The following is a 15,889-nucleotide window of genomic DNA, read 5'->3' on the forward strand; positions in this document are numbered from 1 at the left end:
ACCACCTCCCGCGCCTGGACGATGCTCGGCCTCGGCGTCGCCGCCCAGGCCGCCGGCACCCTCGTGGTGTCCGCCCCCGCGCTGCTCATCCCGTACCTGCACGCCCACGGCACGACGCTGACCCTCGCCGGACTCCTGGCCGCCGCGCCGACGTTCGGCATGGTCCTGACGCTCATCGCCTGGGGCGCGATCACCGACCGCGTCGGCGAGCGCGTCGTCATCGCGGGCGGGCTCGTCCTCACGACCCTCGCGGTCGTCGGGGCCTGGCTGGCAGCGGGTGACCCAGTGCTGCTCGGCCTGGCGTTCCTCGCCGCCGGCATGACGAGCGCCTCGACGAACGCCGCGAGCGGACGGGTCGTGGTGGGGTGGTTCCCGAAGGAGCGGCGCGGCCTCGCGATGGGCATCCGGCAGATGTCGCAGCCGCTCGGGGTGACGCTCGCGGCCGTCACGGTCCCGCAGCTCGCCGAGGCGGACGGCATCCGCGCGGCCCTCGTCCTGCCCGTCGTCCTGTGCGCCGTGCTCGCCGTGCTGTGCGCGACCGGCATCGCGAACCCGCCCCGACCCGCCCGAGCGGACGCCCCGGTGGAGCACGTCGCGAACCCGTACCGGGCGAACGGGTTCCTGTGGCGGATCCATGCGGTGTCGATCCTGCTCGTCGTGCCGCAGTTCACACTGTCCACGTACGGCCTGGTGTGGCTCGTCGGCCTCGGCTGGTCGACCCCGGCCGCGGGACTGCTCGTCGGGGCGTCACAGTTCGTCGGCGCTGTCGGGAGGATCCTCGTCGGTGCCTGGAGCGACCGCGCCGCCTCGCGCGTCGGCCCGCTGCGGATCGTCGCGGTGAGCGCCGCCGTGGTGATGGGGCTGCTGGCGCTGGTGGACGCCACGCACCTCGCCGCCGCCGCGGTGTTCCTCGTCGTCGCCACGAGCGTCACCGTCGCGGACAACGGGCTCGCGTACACGTCGGTGGCCGAGGCCGCGGGGCCGTTCTGGTCCGGGCGGGCGCTCGGGGCGCAGAACACCGGGCAGTTCATCGCGGCGAGCGCCGTGGGCCCCGGGGTCGGCGCGCTCGTCGGGGCACTCGGGTTCGCGGCGTCGTTCTCGATCGTGGGGGTGCTGCCGCTCCTGGCGCTGCCGCTGGTGCCCCGGCGCGATCGTTCCCACGACTGACCGCGGGACGGACGGGAGGCGCGGTGCCAGCCGGCACCGCGTCTCCCGTCCGTCAGGTGGTCACCGCATCAGGCGGGCACGGCCGGCCCCACCGGCCACCGCAGCAACGCCGCCGCCGCGACCCCGCCCGGCAGCGACGCCGCGTTGACGAGCACGAGCTCCGCGTCCGTCAGCACCGCCGCACGCACGAGCGCGCACACCGCCGGCACCGCTCCGATGACGGGCGTCCCGGCAGCCTGTTCCGGCGCCGTCGCCACCCACGGGGCACCGGCGAGCGCGAGGAGCGTCCGCTCCCCGACCGCCACGGCGTCGAGCGCGACGACCGATCCCTGCGCCTGTTGCAGCGCCCCGACGACTGCTCCGAGCCCGGTCACCGCGAGGTTGTCGCCCCGACCGACGTGGGTGCGGAGCAGGTCCTCGAGGTCGTGGCGTCGTGTGGCGACGACCCGGGCCAGCGCGGTCTCGAAGTGCTCGACGAACGCCTGCTTCGACGAGGCGTCGGCGCGTGGGTCGCCCGGGAAGACGGAGGTCAGCGCACGGGTCTCCGACGACAGCGCCTTCACGAGGAGCTCCCGCGCGGTGACGTCCCCGGCGACCACGACGAGTCCGGGTCGGAGTGTCCGGACGGCCTCGTCCACGGCGGCGGCGGTCTCCGACGAGTTCTGCTTCCAGATCTCCTCGGTGTGCTGCTGCCAGTGCGGCTGCTTCCACCCGGTCCCGGCCTTGGCGTAGTGCAGGGTGTCGTTGCGCCCCTGGACCTGCTGCTCACCGCCGGTTGCGTCGAGCGGCGCGTGCCCGAGTCGGTAGGCACGGAAGGCTCCGCCCTCCTTGCCGGCGTGCACCACCAGGAACGGCAAGTCGACGGGCCGGTGGGCGACGAGCGGCACGAGGTCGGGGACGGCACCGACGCCGACCGACTCCGCGCCGTGCAGGTGCCCGGGCAGGACCTCGCTCAGCACGAGCGCGCCGTCGTGGACCAGCACGTACCGGGTGACGGGCGAGGGGACGCCGGGTTCCTGCTCGAACTCGCCGGCGACGAGGTCGACCACGTCGTCGGTCGCACCCTGCGCACGGAGGGCCTCCTCGACCGCACGCAGCTTCAGCGCCGCCTGCCGTCGGGGGTCCTCCACGTTGCCGGAGACGTCGGCGTACGCCCAGGCCCAGGTCCCACCGCCCTCCAGCCGCTGTCCCAGGATCCCGTGCAGTTCGCTCGTCGCGTTGGTCGACGTCATGGCAGCTCCTCTCGGACGGATGCCGGGGCTGTCACGGACCCCGACGTTTCGTGTTGGCCCACACTCCACCCCGGCGGGGCACGGTGTTCCACGTCCGGAGGGAACGTCCAGAGTCTTCGTGAAAGTACAGCTGCGCTCGGTTTTGTGGTTGGGTTGGAGGCATCCCGCTCGACGACGAACCGGAGTCCCGGCAATGACGCCTCCACCGAACCGACGGCCCATCTCCCGACGACAACTGCTGGGCTTCGGCCTCGGCGCGGCCGCGACCGGACTGCTCGCCGGCTGCGCGGTGCCGGGCTCGACGAACGTGAACAAGGCGGCGCTCATCCCCGCCGCCGCGAGCGGGCAGAAGGTCGAACTGACCTACTGGGCCTGGCTCAAGGACCTGCAGAAGGTCTGCGACGTCTGGAACAAGACGCACCCGGACATCCAGGTGACCGCGAACTGGATCCCGGGCGGCAACAGCGGCGGGTACCAGAAGATGTACTCCGCGCTCGCGGCCGGTGGTGGCCCGGACATCGGGCAGGTCGAGCTCCGGCAGATCCCCGAGTTCATGCTCGCCAACGGCCTGGTCGACCTCGCCCGCTACGGCGCGAAGGACTTCGAGTCGAAGTACGACGACGCCGCCTGGGCGCAGGTCTCGTTCGTGGACGGCATCTACGGCATCCCCCAGGACACCGGCCCCATGGGCTTCTACTACCAGACGGCGCTCCTCGAGCAGGCCGGCGGCGAACCCCCGACGACGTGGGACGAGTGGCGCGACCTCGCCGAGAAGGTCCGGAAGACCGGGGCGCAGAACTACCTCGAGGTCTTCCCGGTCTCGGACGCCTCCCCCTTCGCCGCGTACGCACAGCAGGCCGGCGCCCGGTGGTTCAAGGTCGACGGCGACGAGTGGGTCGTCGACATGACCGACGAGAAGACCCTGATGGTCGCCGAGTTCTTCGACGGCGTCATCGACGACAAGCTCGTCGACACGAGCGCCGGCGCGTACTCCCCCGGCTGGTACGCCTCGGCCGCGAGCGGCAAGATCGCGGCCGTCACGAGCGCGAGCTGGGGCGACGCCCTCATCGAGTCCGTCCAGGGCGGCGAGGGCAAGTGGAAGGTCGCACCCATGCAGAAGTGGGGCGACACCGGGTTCGGGTCGAGCGCGATCGGCGGTTCGACGGCCGCGGTGCTCGCCAACGCGAAGCACCCGAAGGAAGCGCTCGAGTTCATCACGTGGATGACCACCTCCAAGGAGGGCATCGACGCGATGATCAAGTACTGCGGCATCGGGTGGTCGCCCGCGAAGGACTACATCGGGGCACAGCGCGAGCAGCCGAGCAAGTGGTTCTCCGGGCAGAACTACAACGAGGACGTCTTCGTCCCCGCCGCCAAGGAGCAGAACGTCGAGTGGTCCTGGTCGCCCGTGACGCAGTCGGCGTTCACGAGTCTGCAGAACCAGTTCCGCCGCAAGCTCACGAGTGGGCTGAAGCTCACCGACGCGGTGGAGCTCGCCCAGAAGGAGATCGTCCAGTCCTTCAAGGACAAGGGCCTCAGCGTGAGGACGGCACGATGACCACGACGCAGCCGAAGAACGGCTTCCGCACGAGCACGAAGGCCACGGTCGCCCAGAAGCGCGCCCCGTGGATCCTGCTCGCACCCTTCCTCGCCCTGTTCGTGCTGACGTTCATCATCCCGATCATCAGCGCGCTGTTCCAGTCGTTCACGACCGTCGACCGCGAGGGGCTCTTCGGCGAGGACGGCGTCGTCGGCAGGTTCGCCGGGTTCGACAACTACGCGATCGCCCTGCAGGACGCCGGCTTCGTCGCCTCGATCGGCCGCATGCTGCTGTTCGGCATCGTGCAGGTCCCGGTGATGATCATCGCGTGCACGATCCTCGCGCTGCTGCTCGAGTCGGCGAGCGCCCGCTGGCCGGGCTTCTTCCGTGCGATCTACTTCATGCCGTACGGCGTCCCCGGCGTCATCGCGACGATCCTGTGGTCGTTCCTGTACGTGCCGGGCCTGTCGCCGATCGTGTCGCTGCTGCAGGGGATCGGGCTCCAGCCGGACTTCCTCGGCGCGAACAGCGTGCTCTGGTCGATCGCGAACATCGTCACGTGGACGTACACCGGCTACAACATGCTCATCATCGTGGCGCAGCTGAAGTCCATCCCCGGCGAGGTCTACGAGGCCGCCAAGGTCGACGGCGCGAACGCGTTCCAGGTCGCGTGGCGGATCCAGATCCCGCTCATCGCGCCGGCACTCGTGCTCACGACGGTGTTCTCGATCATCGGCACGCTGCAGCTCTTCGCGGAGCCGCAGATCCTGTCCACGGTCGCCCCCGCGATCGACACCGAGTACACGCCGAACTACGCCGCCTACACGAACGCGTTCGCGTTCAACGAGTACGGCGTCGCGAGTGCGCAGGCGGTCATCATCGCCCTGGCCGCGTTCATCCTGTCGTTCGCGTTCCTCGCGTTGACGAACCGTCCGCCGAAGGACGAGCGGGATCGCCGCAAGCGGGCGAAGCGGGACGGCCAGGAGGCGCGGGTCGCGCTCCAGACGCGCGTCGCGTCGGCCGGGACGGTCACCACCCAGGCCGCACCGCGCCTCCAGGGCCGATCCGGTCCGGACCACGGCACCACCGTCACGAAGGGGGCGGACGCATGAGCAGCGAAGCCATCGAAGCGCCGGCCACCGCGAAGACCGCGGTCCCGGTGGACACCACGTCGATCTCGGCGCACCAGCGCCGCAAGCTCGACCGATCCGGCAAGTCGCAGATCGTGGTGACGGGCATCCTCGTGATCGTCGCGATCTACTTCCTCGTCCCGCTGTACTGGGTGATCATCGCCGCGACGAAGACCACCGGCGCACTGTTCGCCACGAACGGGTTCTGGTTCGGCGGCGACTTCGCGCTGTTCAGCAACCTCCAGCAGGTGTTCACGTACGACGGCGGCATCTTCGTCCGCTGGATCGCGAACAGCATCCTGTACTCGGGCGTCGGCGCCGTCCTCGCGACGTACTTCGCCGCGGCGGGTGGCTACGCACTCGCGAAGTACGAGTTCCGGGGTCGGCAGCTCGTGTTCGGCACGATCCTCGGCGGCGTGCTCGTGCCGGGGACGGCGACGGCCCTGCCGCTGTTCCTGCTGTTCTCGACGCTGGGCCTGACCGACACGTACTGGAGCGTGCTCATCCCGAGCCTCGTCTCGCCGTTCGGCCTGTTCCTCTGCCGGGTGTACGCCGCGGCGTCGGTGGACACGGCACTCCTCGAGCAGGCACGCATCGACGGGGCCGGCGAGCTCCGGATCTTCCACACGATCGTGCTCCGGCAGATGACGCCGGCACTCGTCACCGTGTTCCTGTTCCAGGTCGTCGGCATCTGGAACAACTTCTTCCTGCCGCTCATCATGCTGGCCGACCAGAAGCTCTACCCGATCACACTGGGACTCAACAACTGGCGCTCGCAGGTGGACCGGCTGCCGGAGTTCTACCAGCTCACCACCGGCGGGGTGCTCGTCTCGGTCATCCCGCTCGTCATCGCCATCATCGTCCTGCAGCGCTTCTGGCGCGGGGGCCTCACGGAAGGATCGGTCAAGGGTTGACCATCGCCGCACTCTCCTCCACCACCCCCGGTTCGGACACCCGGCTGGCCCCGCGGGCCTGGCTGCACACGGACGCCCCCGCCCTGTCGTTGAGCGGGGAGTGGGACTTCCGGTGGTCGCCCGTCGCGGACGTCCCCGAACCGGGGCCGGAGGACGAGTGGGGCACGATCCCGGTGCCGGCGCACTGGGTGCTGCACGGGCACGGCGCGCCGAGCTACACGAACCTGCAGTACCCCTTCCCGATCGACCCGCCGCACCCGCCGGAGGAGAACCCGACCGGCGACTACCGCCGCACCTTCGACGTCCCGATGTCCTTCGACGCCGCGGCCCGGGTGCTGCTCCGGTTCGACGGGGTGGAGTCGCACTTCCGGGTGTGGGTGAACGGCGTCCTCATCGGATGGTCGACCGGGTCGCGGCTCGCGACGGAGTTCGACGTCACGTCCGTACTGCGACAGGGGTCGAACGAGGTCCGCGTCCGCGTGCACCAGTGGTCGGCGGCCTCGTACCTCGAGGACCAGGACCAGTGGTGGCTGCCCGGGATCTTCCGCGACGTCACGCTGCTGGCGCGGCCGACCGCCCCGATCGACGACGTGTTCGTCCGCGCCGGGTGGACCTCGACGCTCGGATCCGCCGCGACCGCGGGCACGGCAGCGTCCGGCCGACCGTCGACCGGCACGGGGACGATCTCGTTCCCGACCGTCGATGCTGCGTTCCCGGTGCGCTTCACGGTGCCCGCGCTCGGCGTCGACGTCTCGTGGGCGTCCGCCGACGAGGTCGGACCGATCACCGTCGAGGGAGTCGAGCCGTGGAGCGCCGAGCTCCCGACGCTGTACGACGCGACGCTGTCCACCGGGACCGCAGCCGGTGGGAGCGCCGGTGGTGAGACCGTGTCGCTGCGGCTCGGCTTCCGCACCGTGTCGATCGAGGGCGATCGGTTCCTGGTGAACGGCGAGCGCGTGGTGTTCCACGGCGTGAACCGGCACGAGACCCACCCCGTGCGCGGTCGGGTGTTCGACGAGGAGCACGCACGCGCCGACATGGCGCTCATGAAGCGGAACAACGTCAACGCCATCCGGACGTCGCACTACCCGCCCCACCCCCGCGTGCTCGACCTCGCCGACGAGCTGGGCTTCTGGGTGATCCTGGAGTGCGACCTCGAGACGCACGGGTTCATCTTCACCAGCTGGGTCGGCAACCCGTCGGACGACCCGGCCTGGCGCGAGGCGTACCTCGACCGCATCGCGCGGACCGTCGAGCGCGACAAGAACCACGCGTCGATCGTGATGTGGTCGCTCGGCAACGAGTCCGGGACCGGCCGCAACCTCGCCGCGATGTCGCAGTGGGTACATGACCGCGACGACGAACGTCCGGTCCACTACGAGGGCGACTACACCGGCGCCTACACCGACGTGTACTCCCGCATGTACCCGTCGCTGCAGGAGACCGAGTCGATCGGCGGCGGTCCGGCAACGCCCCTGCTCGGCTGCGGCCCGGCCGAGGCGGCTCGCCAGCGGTCGAAGCCGTTCATCCACTGCGAGTACGTGCACGCGATGGGCAACGGACCCGGCCAGATCGCCGAGTACGAGGCCCTCGTGGACAAGTACCCGCGCCTGCACGGTGGGTTCGTGTGGGAGTGGCGGGACCACGGGCTGCTCGCCCACACCCCGGACGGACGGCCCTACCACGCGTACGGCGGCGACTTCCACGAGGTCGTCCACGACGGCAACTTCGTGATGGACGGCCTGGTGCTGCCGGACGACACCCCGACGCCGGGGCTGGCCGAGTTCGCGGCCGTCGTGGCACCGATCCGGCTGTCCGCGTCGGACACCACCGTGCTCATCGAGAACCGGTACCACTCGGCCTCGACCGCGGGACTCCGGTTCCACTGGACGCTGTCCCGGAACGGCGTCGTGGAGCACGAGGGCCGGTTCACGCCCGGTGTCGTCGCGGCGCGGTCGTCCGCCACGGTGCCGGTGCCCGACGAGGTGCTCGAGGCCGCGACCGCGGCGCTCGCCCCCGGTGACGAGCTGTGGTTCGACGTCACGGCGGAACTGGCGGGGCCGACCGCGTGGGCGGACACCGGCCACGTCCTGGCACGCACCCAGACGCTCGTCGCATCGCGCGAGGCGGACGTGCCACGGGCCTCCGGTCAGGGGTGGGACGGCGACCGACTCGGGGACGGGACGTTCTCGGCCCGCGGTGACCTGGTGTCCTGGAAGGGGCACGAGGTGGCCGGGCCGCGGCTCGAGCTGTGGCGGGCACCGACCGACAACGACAGTCTCGCGTCGCAGGGCGGGTACGAGACGGCCGACCCGGTGCTGACGCACGGCGTGGGCGACCCGGACGCTCCCCCGTCGGCCACACGCTGGCGCGAACGCGGTTTGGACCGGCTCACGCACCGGCTCGTGTCGGTGTCGCGGACGGACTCCGGGCTCGAGCAGCGGGTCCGCGTCGCGGCGGCGAACAGCGGCTGGGGCGTCGACGTCACGCACCGCTGGGCCCTGACCGACGCCGGGCTGCTGCTGCAGACCGACGCGGTGCCGTTCGGCGCGTGGGACGTCACGTGGCCACGGATCGGGGTGCGGTTCGACCTGCCAGCGTCCCTGGCCGACTCGGACGCGTCGTGGTTCGGCACGGGGCCGCTCGAGTCGTACGCCGACTCGTCGCACGCCGCCCGCGTCGGACGCTTCTCGGCACCGGTGCGGTCGCTCGGCGTCGAGTACTCGATGCCGCAGGAGACCGGGCACCGGCCGTCGCTGCGCGAGCTGTCGGTCGGGCCGTTCACCGTGTCGACCGTCGGCTCGCACCGTGCGGGGTTCACCCTGTCGCCGTGGACCGCGCAGCAGATCGGTCGCGCGATGCACCCCTACGAGCTGCCGGTGTCGGAGCACCTGTACCTGTACCTCGACGCCGCGCAGCACGGCCTGGGGTCGCGTGCGTGCGGCCTCGACGTGCTGCCGGAGCACCAGCTCTGGCCGCAGGCGTTCTCGTGGAGCGTCGTGCTCGGCTGAGCGCAGCCCGGAAGTCGTATATCTGATACATATTCCTTGTGCCTTCGTCGGGCGTCCGGAAGGGTCTTCTCCACCAGCAGAGAGGACCCCATGCACATCACTCCCAGGCGCGCCGTCGCGAGTGCCGCCCTGACCGCCTTCGTGGTGGTCGGCGGCGGCTTCGCGACCGCGGTCGCCACGACGTCCCCCGCGCACGCGGTCGCGCCGTTCCCGGTCACCGACCCCTTCGTCGGACTGCCGGTCGGCACGACGATGCCGGCCGGCTGGACCCGGATCGCGACGGACGACGGACAGGCGGCGATCGTCGACCACGGCGCCGCCGGACGGTGGCTGCGGCTGATCGACGACACGAAACGGGTGAGTTCCGCCGTGTACAACGAGTCGCCCTACGACTCGAGCCACGGCCTGACGGTCGAGTTCGATCAGCGGATGTGGAGCACGACGGACACCGGGTACGCGGACGGGATCGGGTTCTTCCTGCAGGACGCCGCCGTCTCGCTCGACGCGATCGGTCCGGCCGGTGCCGGCCTCGGCTACCACGACGGCACCCGTCCCTGCGAGGAAGGCCTCGACGGCGGGGTGGTCGGGATCGGGTTCGACCGGTTCGGCAACTTCGCGCGTCCCGACGTCGTCCCGAACGCGATCACCGTCCGGGGTCCGGAGCGCGAGTGCTACCCCGTCCTCGCGACCACCGGGGACCTCGGCGACGGGTTCCTCGAAGACCGCGAGACCACGGCCGAGGCGGCCACGCACCGCCACGTGCAGATCGATCTGCTGCCGACCGACGCCGGCGGGATACGGGTGCTCGTCGCGATGTCCGAGCCGACCGCCCCCGGCGCCGACGCGGGCGAGCTGCGCGAGGTCGTCAGCGCCGACCTCCCCGCCACGGCGCTGCCGGAACAGGTGCGGTTCGGCTTCAGCGCATCGACCGGGGGCCGGACGCAGTTCCACGAGATCCGCAACCTGCGGGCGACGCAGCCGACCGACGTCGTCACGACCGCCCACACGCTGACGAACGCGCCGGTCACCCCCGGCGAGGACGTCACGTTCGAGCTGCGGTCGGTGAACGACGGGCCGGCGACGATCGGCGGAGCGGTCGACGCCGTCGCGCGCACGGTGGCGGTGACCGAGGGACTGCCGCTGACGGACGTGCGGTGGACGTGCCGTGCGGAGGCCGGAGCGACGTGCGGCGCCGCTGCGGGACAGGGTGCGGTCGCCGCCGACTGGTCGGGCCCGCCCGGTGGTGCGGTCACGATCGCGGTGCGGGGGACGGTGCCGGTGACGACCCGCTCCGGCCTCCACACGATGCCCGTCGAGAGCGTCACGGACTTCACGACCGACCGTCTCGACGCAGCCCGCCCCGCGATCGCGCTCGACGGTTCGGTGACCGACGTCGAGCTGTCGAACAACGCCGACCGGACCGCGTTCGAGGTCGTCCTGCCCGAGGCCGTCGCGGTCGACGACGAGGGCACGACGAAGCAGGGCGAGCCGGTGACGATCGACGTCCTCGGGAACGACCCGCTCGACGGGAGCTCGGCGGACCCGGACTCCCTGCGCTTGAGCGGCGACGGGATCGAGGGGGCGGAGCTCTCGGCGGACGGCAAGCGGCTCCGCGTCCCCGGCGAGGGCGTCTGGACGGTCGAGGGCGTGCAGGTGACGTTCACCCCGGAGTCGTCGTTCTCCGGACCGGCGACGGCAGTGCGGTACCAGGTGACGACGCACGCGGGGCAGACCGTGCTGGCGGTCGTCCGGGTCGTCGTGGAGCCGGTCGAGTCGGTGGTCGTACCGCCGACGCCGGGCCCGGGCACGGGCCCGGGCGGCGGCGCGGGACCGGGGGCCGGCTCGGGCGCGGGGCCGGGCGGTGCCTCAGGCGCTGGTGGCCGCGGAGCGTCCGACGCCGTGGCCGAGCGGGCGAGCGCGCGGGGCGTGCTGGCGTACACGGGCGTGTCCGGGCCGGCCGTCCTCGTCACCGGGGCCGTGGCGGCACTGCTGCTCGCCGCGGGTGCGTGGGTGCTGCTCGCGCGGCGGCGCGGCGCGACCGCGGTCGCGCGCTAGCCGCGGCCGCGGTCGCGCGCTAGCCGCCGGCGGCTCGCCGCGAGGCGGCGCGGCTCGCACAACGGAAGTCACCTCGAACCAGGCGGAAGCGTGGTTCGAGATGACTTTCGTTGTGCGACGGCCGGGCGCGCCAGCGCGAGCGCGCGAGCGCGCGGGCCGCGGGGCGCGGGGCGCGGGGCGCCCTACGCGCTCAGCGCCGGGATCGCGGCCGGGTCGGACGCATCGAGGAACTCCGTCAGCCGCTCGGGCTCGCCCGGCTCCTCGATCGCCGAAGCCGCCCGCCGCAACGCGAACAGCGCCCGCAGCACGCCCCGGTTCGGCTCGTGCGACCACGGCACCGGCCCGGCGCCGCGCCAGCCCGCCTTCCGCAGCGCATCGAGCCCACGGTGGTACCCCACCCGCGCGTAGGCGTAGGACTCGAGGGTCGCCCCACGCTCCCACGCCTCGTCGGCGAGTAGTGCCCACGCCAGGCTCGACGCCGGGTGCGACACGACGACGCTCGCGACGGGGGCGTCGGCGGCGAGGGCGGCGGTCACCTCCGGCTCGGCGGGCAAGAGCGTCTCGGGGTTCGCGGTCGGGTTCGGCAGCAGGTTCTCCGGCATGCCCCCAGCCTGTCACGGCTCGAGGGCCTTGCGCGGCGCGAGACTCCCGGCGTACCGTGGGCGGGTCCTCGTCGTCATCGCGAGGCCACCGGTGCGGGACGACCGACCGGCGGTGCGGGTGGCGGTCACGCAGGGCTCCCCGACGGAAGTGGACGAATTGCTGTCGATCACCGGATCTGCTCAGCCCTCGCGCTGACACCGTGGTCGTCGCGCCCCGTCGGGCGCTCCGCCCTCCCGTGGCGGGTCCGGTGTCGTGCGCCCAGCATCGACCACCGGGGAGGCACCCGTATGCCCATCAATCCGTCCGTCGTCCTGAACGACCTCAGTTTCGCCTGGCCCGACGGCACCGTCGCGCTGAGCCACCTCACCACCGCCTTCGGCCGTGGCCGGACCGGCCTGGTCGGGAGGAACGGTGCCGGCAAGTCGACCCTCGTCCGGCTGGTCACGGGTCGGCTCCACCCCACGTCGGGCACCATCACGACATCCGGCCCCGTCGACCACCTGCCGCAACGCCTGCAACCGCAGAACGACGACGCGGTCGCCGACCTCCTGCGCATCCGTCCGACCCTGACGGCCCTCCGCGCGATCCTCGGCGGTGACGCCGCTCCGGAGCACTTCGACGCCGTGGGCGACGACTGGGACCTCGAGGAACGTACGGCTGCGGCGCTCGACGGCATCGGCCTCGGCGCCGACCTCGAGCGTCCGGTGAGCACCCTGTCCGGAGGCCAGGCCGTCCTCGTGGCGGTCGCCGGCATCCGGCTGCGGGGGCTCCCGATCGCGTTCCTCGACGAGCCGACGAACAACCTCGACCGCCGTGCGCGAAGCATGTTGCTCGACATGGTCGACGACTGGCCGGGCACCCTCGTCGTCGTCAGCCACGATCGCGAGCTCCTGGAACACGTCGACGAGGTCGCCGAGCTCCGCGCGGGCGGCATGACCGTGTTCGGCGGGACCTTCAGCGCCTTCGAGGAGCACCTCGCGGTGCAGCAGGCCGCCGTCGAACGCGAGGTCCGGGTCGCCGAGCAGCGACACCGCACCGAGAAGCGGCAGCGCATCGAGGCCGAGACGAAGATCGCCCGTCGGGCCCGGTCCGGGGTGAAGGCCGCCGAGGGGATGCCGAAGATCTTCGCGAACGAGATGCGGAAGCGCGGCGAACAGACCGCCGGGCGGCTCCGTACCGGGTACGCCGAGGACGAGGCCGCCGCGCTCGCCACCAAGCGCGAGGCCGAGGGACGGCTGCGCGCGGACGAGTCCATCCACGTGACGCTCCCCGACCCGGACGTGCCGGCGTCGCGGCAGATCGCGACCATCACGCTGCGCGGGCGGGCGACGATCGTGCAGGGTCCGGAGCGCATCGCGATCGCCGGGGACAACGGCGTCGGCAAGACGACGCTGCTCGAGCAGCTCGTCGGGGTCCCCGGCGCGCGGGCGCACCCGTTGCCCGACACGACTGCGGTCCCGCACGTCGACCGCATCGGCTACCTGCCGCAGCGGAAGGACTCACTCGACGACGCGCTGTCGGTGCTCGAGAACGTCCGGCGGGATGCCCCGCACGTCCCGCCGGCCGAGGTGCGGAACCGGCTGGCGAAGTTCCTGGTCCGCGGGGACACCGTCGACCGCCCGGCTGGCGCGCTCTCGGGCGGGGAGCGGTTCCGGGTGGCGCTGGCGAGCCTCGTGCTCGCGGATCCGCCGCCGCAGCTGCTGGTGCTCGACGAGCCGACGAACGACCTCGACCTGACGAGTGTCGACCAGCTCGTGGACGCGCTTCGGGCCTACCGGGGAGCCCTCGTCCTGGTCAGTCACGACGAGACGTTCCTCGACCGCCTCGACCTCACCACGAGGATCGAGCTGCGCTGACCCGCCCCCTGGCCGCAGCGGGTCAGCGCCGCCGCGTCGGCCGGATCGCCAGCGACTCGATCGTGCCCCGCTCCGGCAGGTCGACCACGGTCCGGACGGCGTCGGCCACGTCCGAGGGCGCGAGGTAGTAGTCGGTGTCGTAGTCCTCGCCGAGCTTCTCGGTCAGCGCCCGCTGCATGTCCGAGTCCGTCCGGCCCGGGTGCACGCTCGACACCCGGACGCCGTTCGCCCGTTCCTCTTCCCGCAGGGCGTCGGCGAACGCCCGCAGCGCGAACTTCGACGCCGCGTACACCCCGCCGCCCGGGCCGGAGTGGAACCCAGACCCGCTGTTGATCGGCACGACGATGCCCCGCGCCGCGCGGAGGGCCGGGAGGGCGAGCCGCGTCAGCTCGGCGACCGCGAACACGTTCGTGGCGAAGACCTGCTCCCACACCTCGCGCGGGGTGTCCGCGACGGTCGTGCCCTGCTCGACCCCGGCGGAGTGCACGAGGACGTCGAGGCGCTCCGGCAGCGGCGGGAACTCGCCCGCGCCGAGGTCGCCCACGAACGGCGACGCGCTGGGCAGCTCGGCGACGAGCGCGTCCACGGCGGCGGCGGTCCGGCCGCCGACGAGCACGTGGTGCGTGCGTCCCAGGTCGAGCGCGATGGCCCGGCCGATCCCACGGGTCGCGCCCGTGACGAGTGCGGTCGGACGGACGGGAGGCGCGGTGTCGGTCATGCGCACCACCCTACGGAAGCCGCGGGGCGAGCTGGCACCGCGCCTCCTGGACTGTGGAGAACCGGACGACGGCCGCGGGGCGGGCCGACACCGCGCCTCCTGGCCGTCAGACCCGGGACGTGTCCGCGGCGAGCCGGCGACGACGCCGGACCGTCCACACGGCGACCGAGGCGGCCGCCGCCAGCACGACGAGCACGATCACGCCCCACGGCGACCCCGCGAACGCCGCGAGCACCGCCCAGAACAGCGCGATCCCCACCGTCGCGTACACGAACGCCCACGCCACGCAGCCCGGGACCATCGCGATCGTGTACCGCCACCACGGCACCCGGGCGATGCCGGCGGCCGCGTTCATGATCGTCTGCAGCCCCACGGTGAGGAAGCTGACCGCGACGACGGGAAGCCCCCAGCGGTCGAGCAGCGCCGAACCCCGACGGACCGCCGCAGAGTCGAGCCAGCGGCCCCAGCGGGACCGCGCCGCGCCGGTGACCGCGAGCCGTGCCAGCCAGTAGGTCGCCTGCGCGCGGCAGAGCACCACGACGAAGAGCGCGAGGACCAGCCACCAGAACGGGAGCCCCTCGAGGAAGGACGGCACGGGCGAACCGTAGCGACCCCGACCGGGAATGTCCCGTCAGCGGCGGTCGGCGTCCTCGCGGATCTTGATGCCGTCCAGGACGTCCTGCGCGCGCTTCTCGTCCTGCTTCTCGATCTGCCGGGTGTCGCGTTCGGGGAGCTGGATGTCCTCCTCGGCGCGGATACCGGCCTGCAGCTGCCGTCCACGCTCGAGCTCGGCGTCGAACTCCGCGCCGAAGAGCAGCGCGTTGTTCGTGATCCACACCCACAGCAGGAAGACGATCACCCCACCGAGGGATCCGTACGTGGCGTTGTAGTTCGAGAAGTTCCCGACGTAGAAGCCGAACCCGACGCTGGCGACGATGAGGATCAGGATGGCGAGGATCGATCCACCGCTGACCCACCGGAACTTCGGCTGCTTGACGTTCGGCGCCCAGTAGTAGAGCACTGCGACGACGATGATCGCGATGACGAGCAGGATCGGCCACTGCACGATGCTCAGGACGGTCGCGGCGGCGTCGCCGAGGCCGATCACGTCGCCGAAGCTGCGGGCGAGCGGGCCGGACACGAGCGCGAGCAGCCCGAGGACGAGCAGGACGACGGTGAAGAGCGTGACGCCGAGCATGGTCGGGCGGAGCTTCCAGATCGGACGCCCCTCGCGGACGTTGTAGATCCGGTTCATCGCGCGGCCGAACGCGCCGACGTACCCGGAGGCCGACCAGAGCGCACCGACGACACCGACGATGAACGTGATCGGCGCAGCGGGCGAGCGGACGAGTCCCTCGATGGGGTCCCGGAGCAGGCTGACGACCTGTTCGCCCCCGATGTTGTTCACGAGGTCGAGCAGCGTGTCGATCGTCTTCTTCGGGTCGGACACGAGCCCGAGGATCGACACGACGGCCAGCAGACCGGGGAACAGCGCGAGCACGGTGTAGTACGTCAGGCTCGCGGCGAGGTCGGTGCACTGGTCGCTGGAGAACTCGCGGAGCGTCTTCTTCAGCGTGTAGACCAGCGTGGGCTTGGTGAGGTCCGCCGGGCTGTCGGGCTTGCGCGGGTCGTCGGCGTCGGGCTTGTGCTGCTCGCGTGCCAC

At 72.1% G+C, this 15,889-nt stretch carries 12 protein-coding genes; 7 read left to right on the plus strand and 5 right to left on the minus strand.

Annotated elements, in window-relative coordinates; genetic code table 11:
- Positions 1 to 21: 21 nt before the first annotated feature.
- Positions 22 to 1,167 carry an MFS transporter gene (locus ACEN8D_RS09130; RefSeq protein ID WP_413461570.1) on the plus strand — a complete coding sequence of 382 codons (1,146 nt, stop codon included), beginning with the start codon at positions 22 to 24 and terminating at the stop codon, positions 1,165 to 1,167.
- 68 nt (positions 1,168 to 1,235) lie between these two features.
- Here ACEN8D_RS09130 and ACEN8D_RS09135 read toward each other — a convergent pair whose 3' ends face one another.
- Positions 1,236 to 2,399, minus strand: coding sequence for a baeRF2 domain-containing protein (locus ACEN8D_RS09135; protein ID WP_413461613.1), 1,164 nt, complete (start codon positions 2,397 to 2,399; stop codon positions 1,236 to 1,238).
- A gap of 193 nt (positions 2,400 to 2,592) precedes the next feature.
- Here ACEN8D_RS09135 and ACEN8D_RS09140 point away from each other — a divergent pair, with 193 nt between their 5' ends.
- From ACEN8D_RS09140 to ACEN8D_RS09160, 5 genes are all read left to right on the plus strand, one after another.
- Entirely contained in the window at positions 2,593 to 3,957 is a 1,365-nt protein-coding gene (locus tag ACEN8D_RS09140) for an extracellular solute-binding protein (protein WP_071303434.1), read from the plus strand.
- Positions 3,954 to 5,051, plus strand: coding sequence for a carbohydrate ABC transporter permease (locus tag ACEN8D_RS09145; protein ID WP_309888451.1), 1,098 nt, complete (start codon positions 3,954 to 3,956; stop codon positions 5,049 to 5,051). Before ACEN8D_RS09140 ends, ACEN8D_RS09145 begins: the two co-directional genes overlap by 4 nt.
- Positions 5,048 to 5,983, plus strand: coding sequence for a carbohydrate ABC transporter permease (locus tag ACEN8D_RS09150; protein WP_092384698.1), 936 nt, complete (start codon positions 5,048 to 5,050; stop codon positions 5,981 to 5,983). Before ACEN8D_RS09145 ends, ACEN8D_RS09150 begins: the two co-directional genes overlap by 4 nt.
- Entirely contained in the window at positions 5,980 to 8,994 is a 3,015-nt protein-coding gene (locus ACEN8D_RS09155) for a glycoside hydrolase family 2 TIM barrel-domain containing protein (protein WP_413398904.1), read from the plus strand. The genes ACEN8D_RS09150 and ACEN8D_RS09155 overlap by 4 nt, the downstream gene beginning before the upstream one ends.
- Positions 8,995 to 9,084: 90 nt before the next feature.
- Positions 9,085 to 11,049, plus strand: a complete 1,965-nt coding sequence (locus tag ACEN8D_RS09160) for an Ig-like domain-containing protein (RefSeq protein ID WP_495600990.1) — start codon at positions 9,085 to 9,087, stop codon at positions 11,047 to 11,049.
- Positions 11,050 to 11,231: 182 nt separating this feature from the next.
- On the opposite strand, the gene ACEN8D_RS09165 is transcribed toward ACEN8D_RS09160, so the two are convergent.
- Positions 11,232 to 11,651, minus strand: a complete 420-nt coding sequence (locus ACEN8D_RS09165; RefSeq protein WP_071294394.1) for a DUF3151 domain-containing protein — start codon at positions 11,649 to 11,651, stop codon at positions 11,232 to 11,234.
- A 288-nt stretch (positions 11,652 to 11,939) separates the two neighbouring features.
- On the opposite strand from ACEN8D_RS09165, the gene ACEN8D_RS09170 reads away from it, so the two are divergent.
- Positions 11,940 to 13,508, plus strand: a complete 1,569-nt coding sequence (locus ACEN8D_RS09170; protein ID WP_413399487.1) for an ABC-F family ATP-binding cassette domain-containing protein — start codon at positions 11,940 to 11,942, stop codon at positions 13,506 to 13,508.
- Positions 13,509 to 13,530: 22 nt separating this feature from the next.
- Here the strand turns inward: ACEN8D_RS09170 and ACEN8D_RS09175 are convergent, their stop codons facing one another.
- The 3 genes from ACEN8D_RS09175 to ACEN8D_RS09185 all read right to left on the minus strand — a co-directional run bounded on the left by ACEN8D_RS09175 (position 13,531) and on the right by ACEN8D_RS09185 (position 15,889).
- Positions 13,531 to 14,226 (minus strand): SDR family oxidoreductase, encoded by a 696-nt coding sequence (locus tag ACEN8D_RS09175; RefSeq protein ID WP_092384992.1) that lies wholly within the window; start codon positions 14,224 to 14,226, stop codon positions 13,531 to 13,533.
- A 106-nt stretch (positions 14,227 to 14,332) separates the two neighbouring features.
- Positions 14,333 to 14,821, minus strand: coding sequence for a DedA family protein (locus tag ACEN8D_RS09180; protein WP_413399486.1), 489 nt, complete (start codon positions 14,819 to 14,821; stop codon positions 14,333 to 14,335).
- A gap of 36 nt (positions 14,822 to 14,857) precedes the next feature.
- Positions 14,858 to 15,889: a YihY/virulence factor BrkB family protein gene (locus tag ACEN8D_RS09185; RefSeq protein ID WP_413399484.1), complete on the minus strand. Its 1,032-nt coding sequence runs from the start codon at positions 15,887 to 15,889 to the stop codon at positions 14,858 to 14,860.

The sequence above is a fragment of the Curtobacterium sp. Curtsp22 genome (assembly GCF_059492135.1).

What these genes read in the sequence shown, in the direction of transcription:
- ACEN8D_RS09145 (WP_309888451.1), top strand. Translation starts at nt 3,954, where the DNA reads ATGACCACGACGCAGCCGAAGAACGGCTTCCGCACGAGCACGAAGGCC.
- ACEN8D_RS09170 (WP_413399487.1), top strand. Translation starts at nt 11,940, where the DNA reads ATGCCCATCAATCCGTCCGTCGTCCTGAACGACCTCAGTTTCGCCTGG.
- ACEN8D_RS09175 (WP_092384992.1), bottom strand. Translation starts at nt 14,226, where the DNA reads ATGACCGACACCGCGCCTCCCGTCCGTCCGACCGCACTCGTCACGGGC.
- ACEN8D_RS09165 (WP_071294394.1), bottom strand. Translation starts at nt 11,651, where the DNA reads ATGCCGGAGAACCTGCTGCCGAACCCGACCGCGAACCCCGAGACGCTC.
- ACEN8D_RS09130 (WP_413461570.1), top strand. Translation starts at nt 22, where the DNA reads ATGCTCGGCCTCGGCGTCGCCGCCCAGGCCGCCGGCACCCTCGTGGTG.
- ACEN8D_RS09160 (WP_495600990.1), top strand. Translation starts at nt 9,085, where the DNA reads ATGCACATCACTCCCAGGCGCGCCGTCGCGAGTGCCGCCCTGACCGCC.
- ACEN8D_RS09150 (WP_092384698.1), top strand. Translation starts at nt 5,048, where the DNA reads ATGAGCAGCGAAGCCATCGAAGCGCCGGCCACCGCGAAGACCGCGGTC.
- ACEN8D_RS09135 (WP_413461613.1), bottom strand. Translation starts at nt 2,399, where the DNA reads ATGACGTCGACCAACGCGACGAGCGAACTGCACGGGATCCTGGGACAG.
- ACEN8D_RS09140 (WP_071303434.1), top strand. Translation starts at nt 2,593, where the DNA reads ATGACGCCTCCACCGAACCGACGGCCCATCTCCCGACGACAACTGCTG.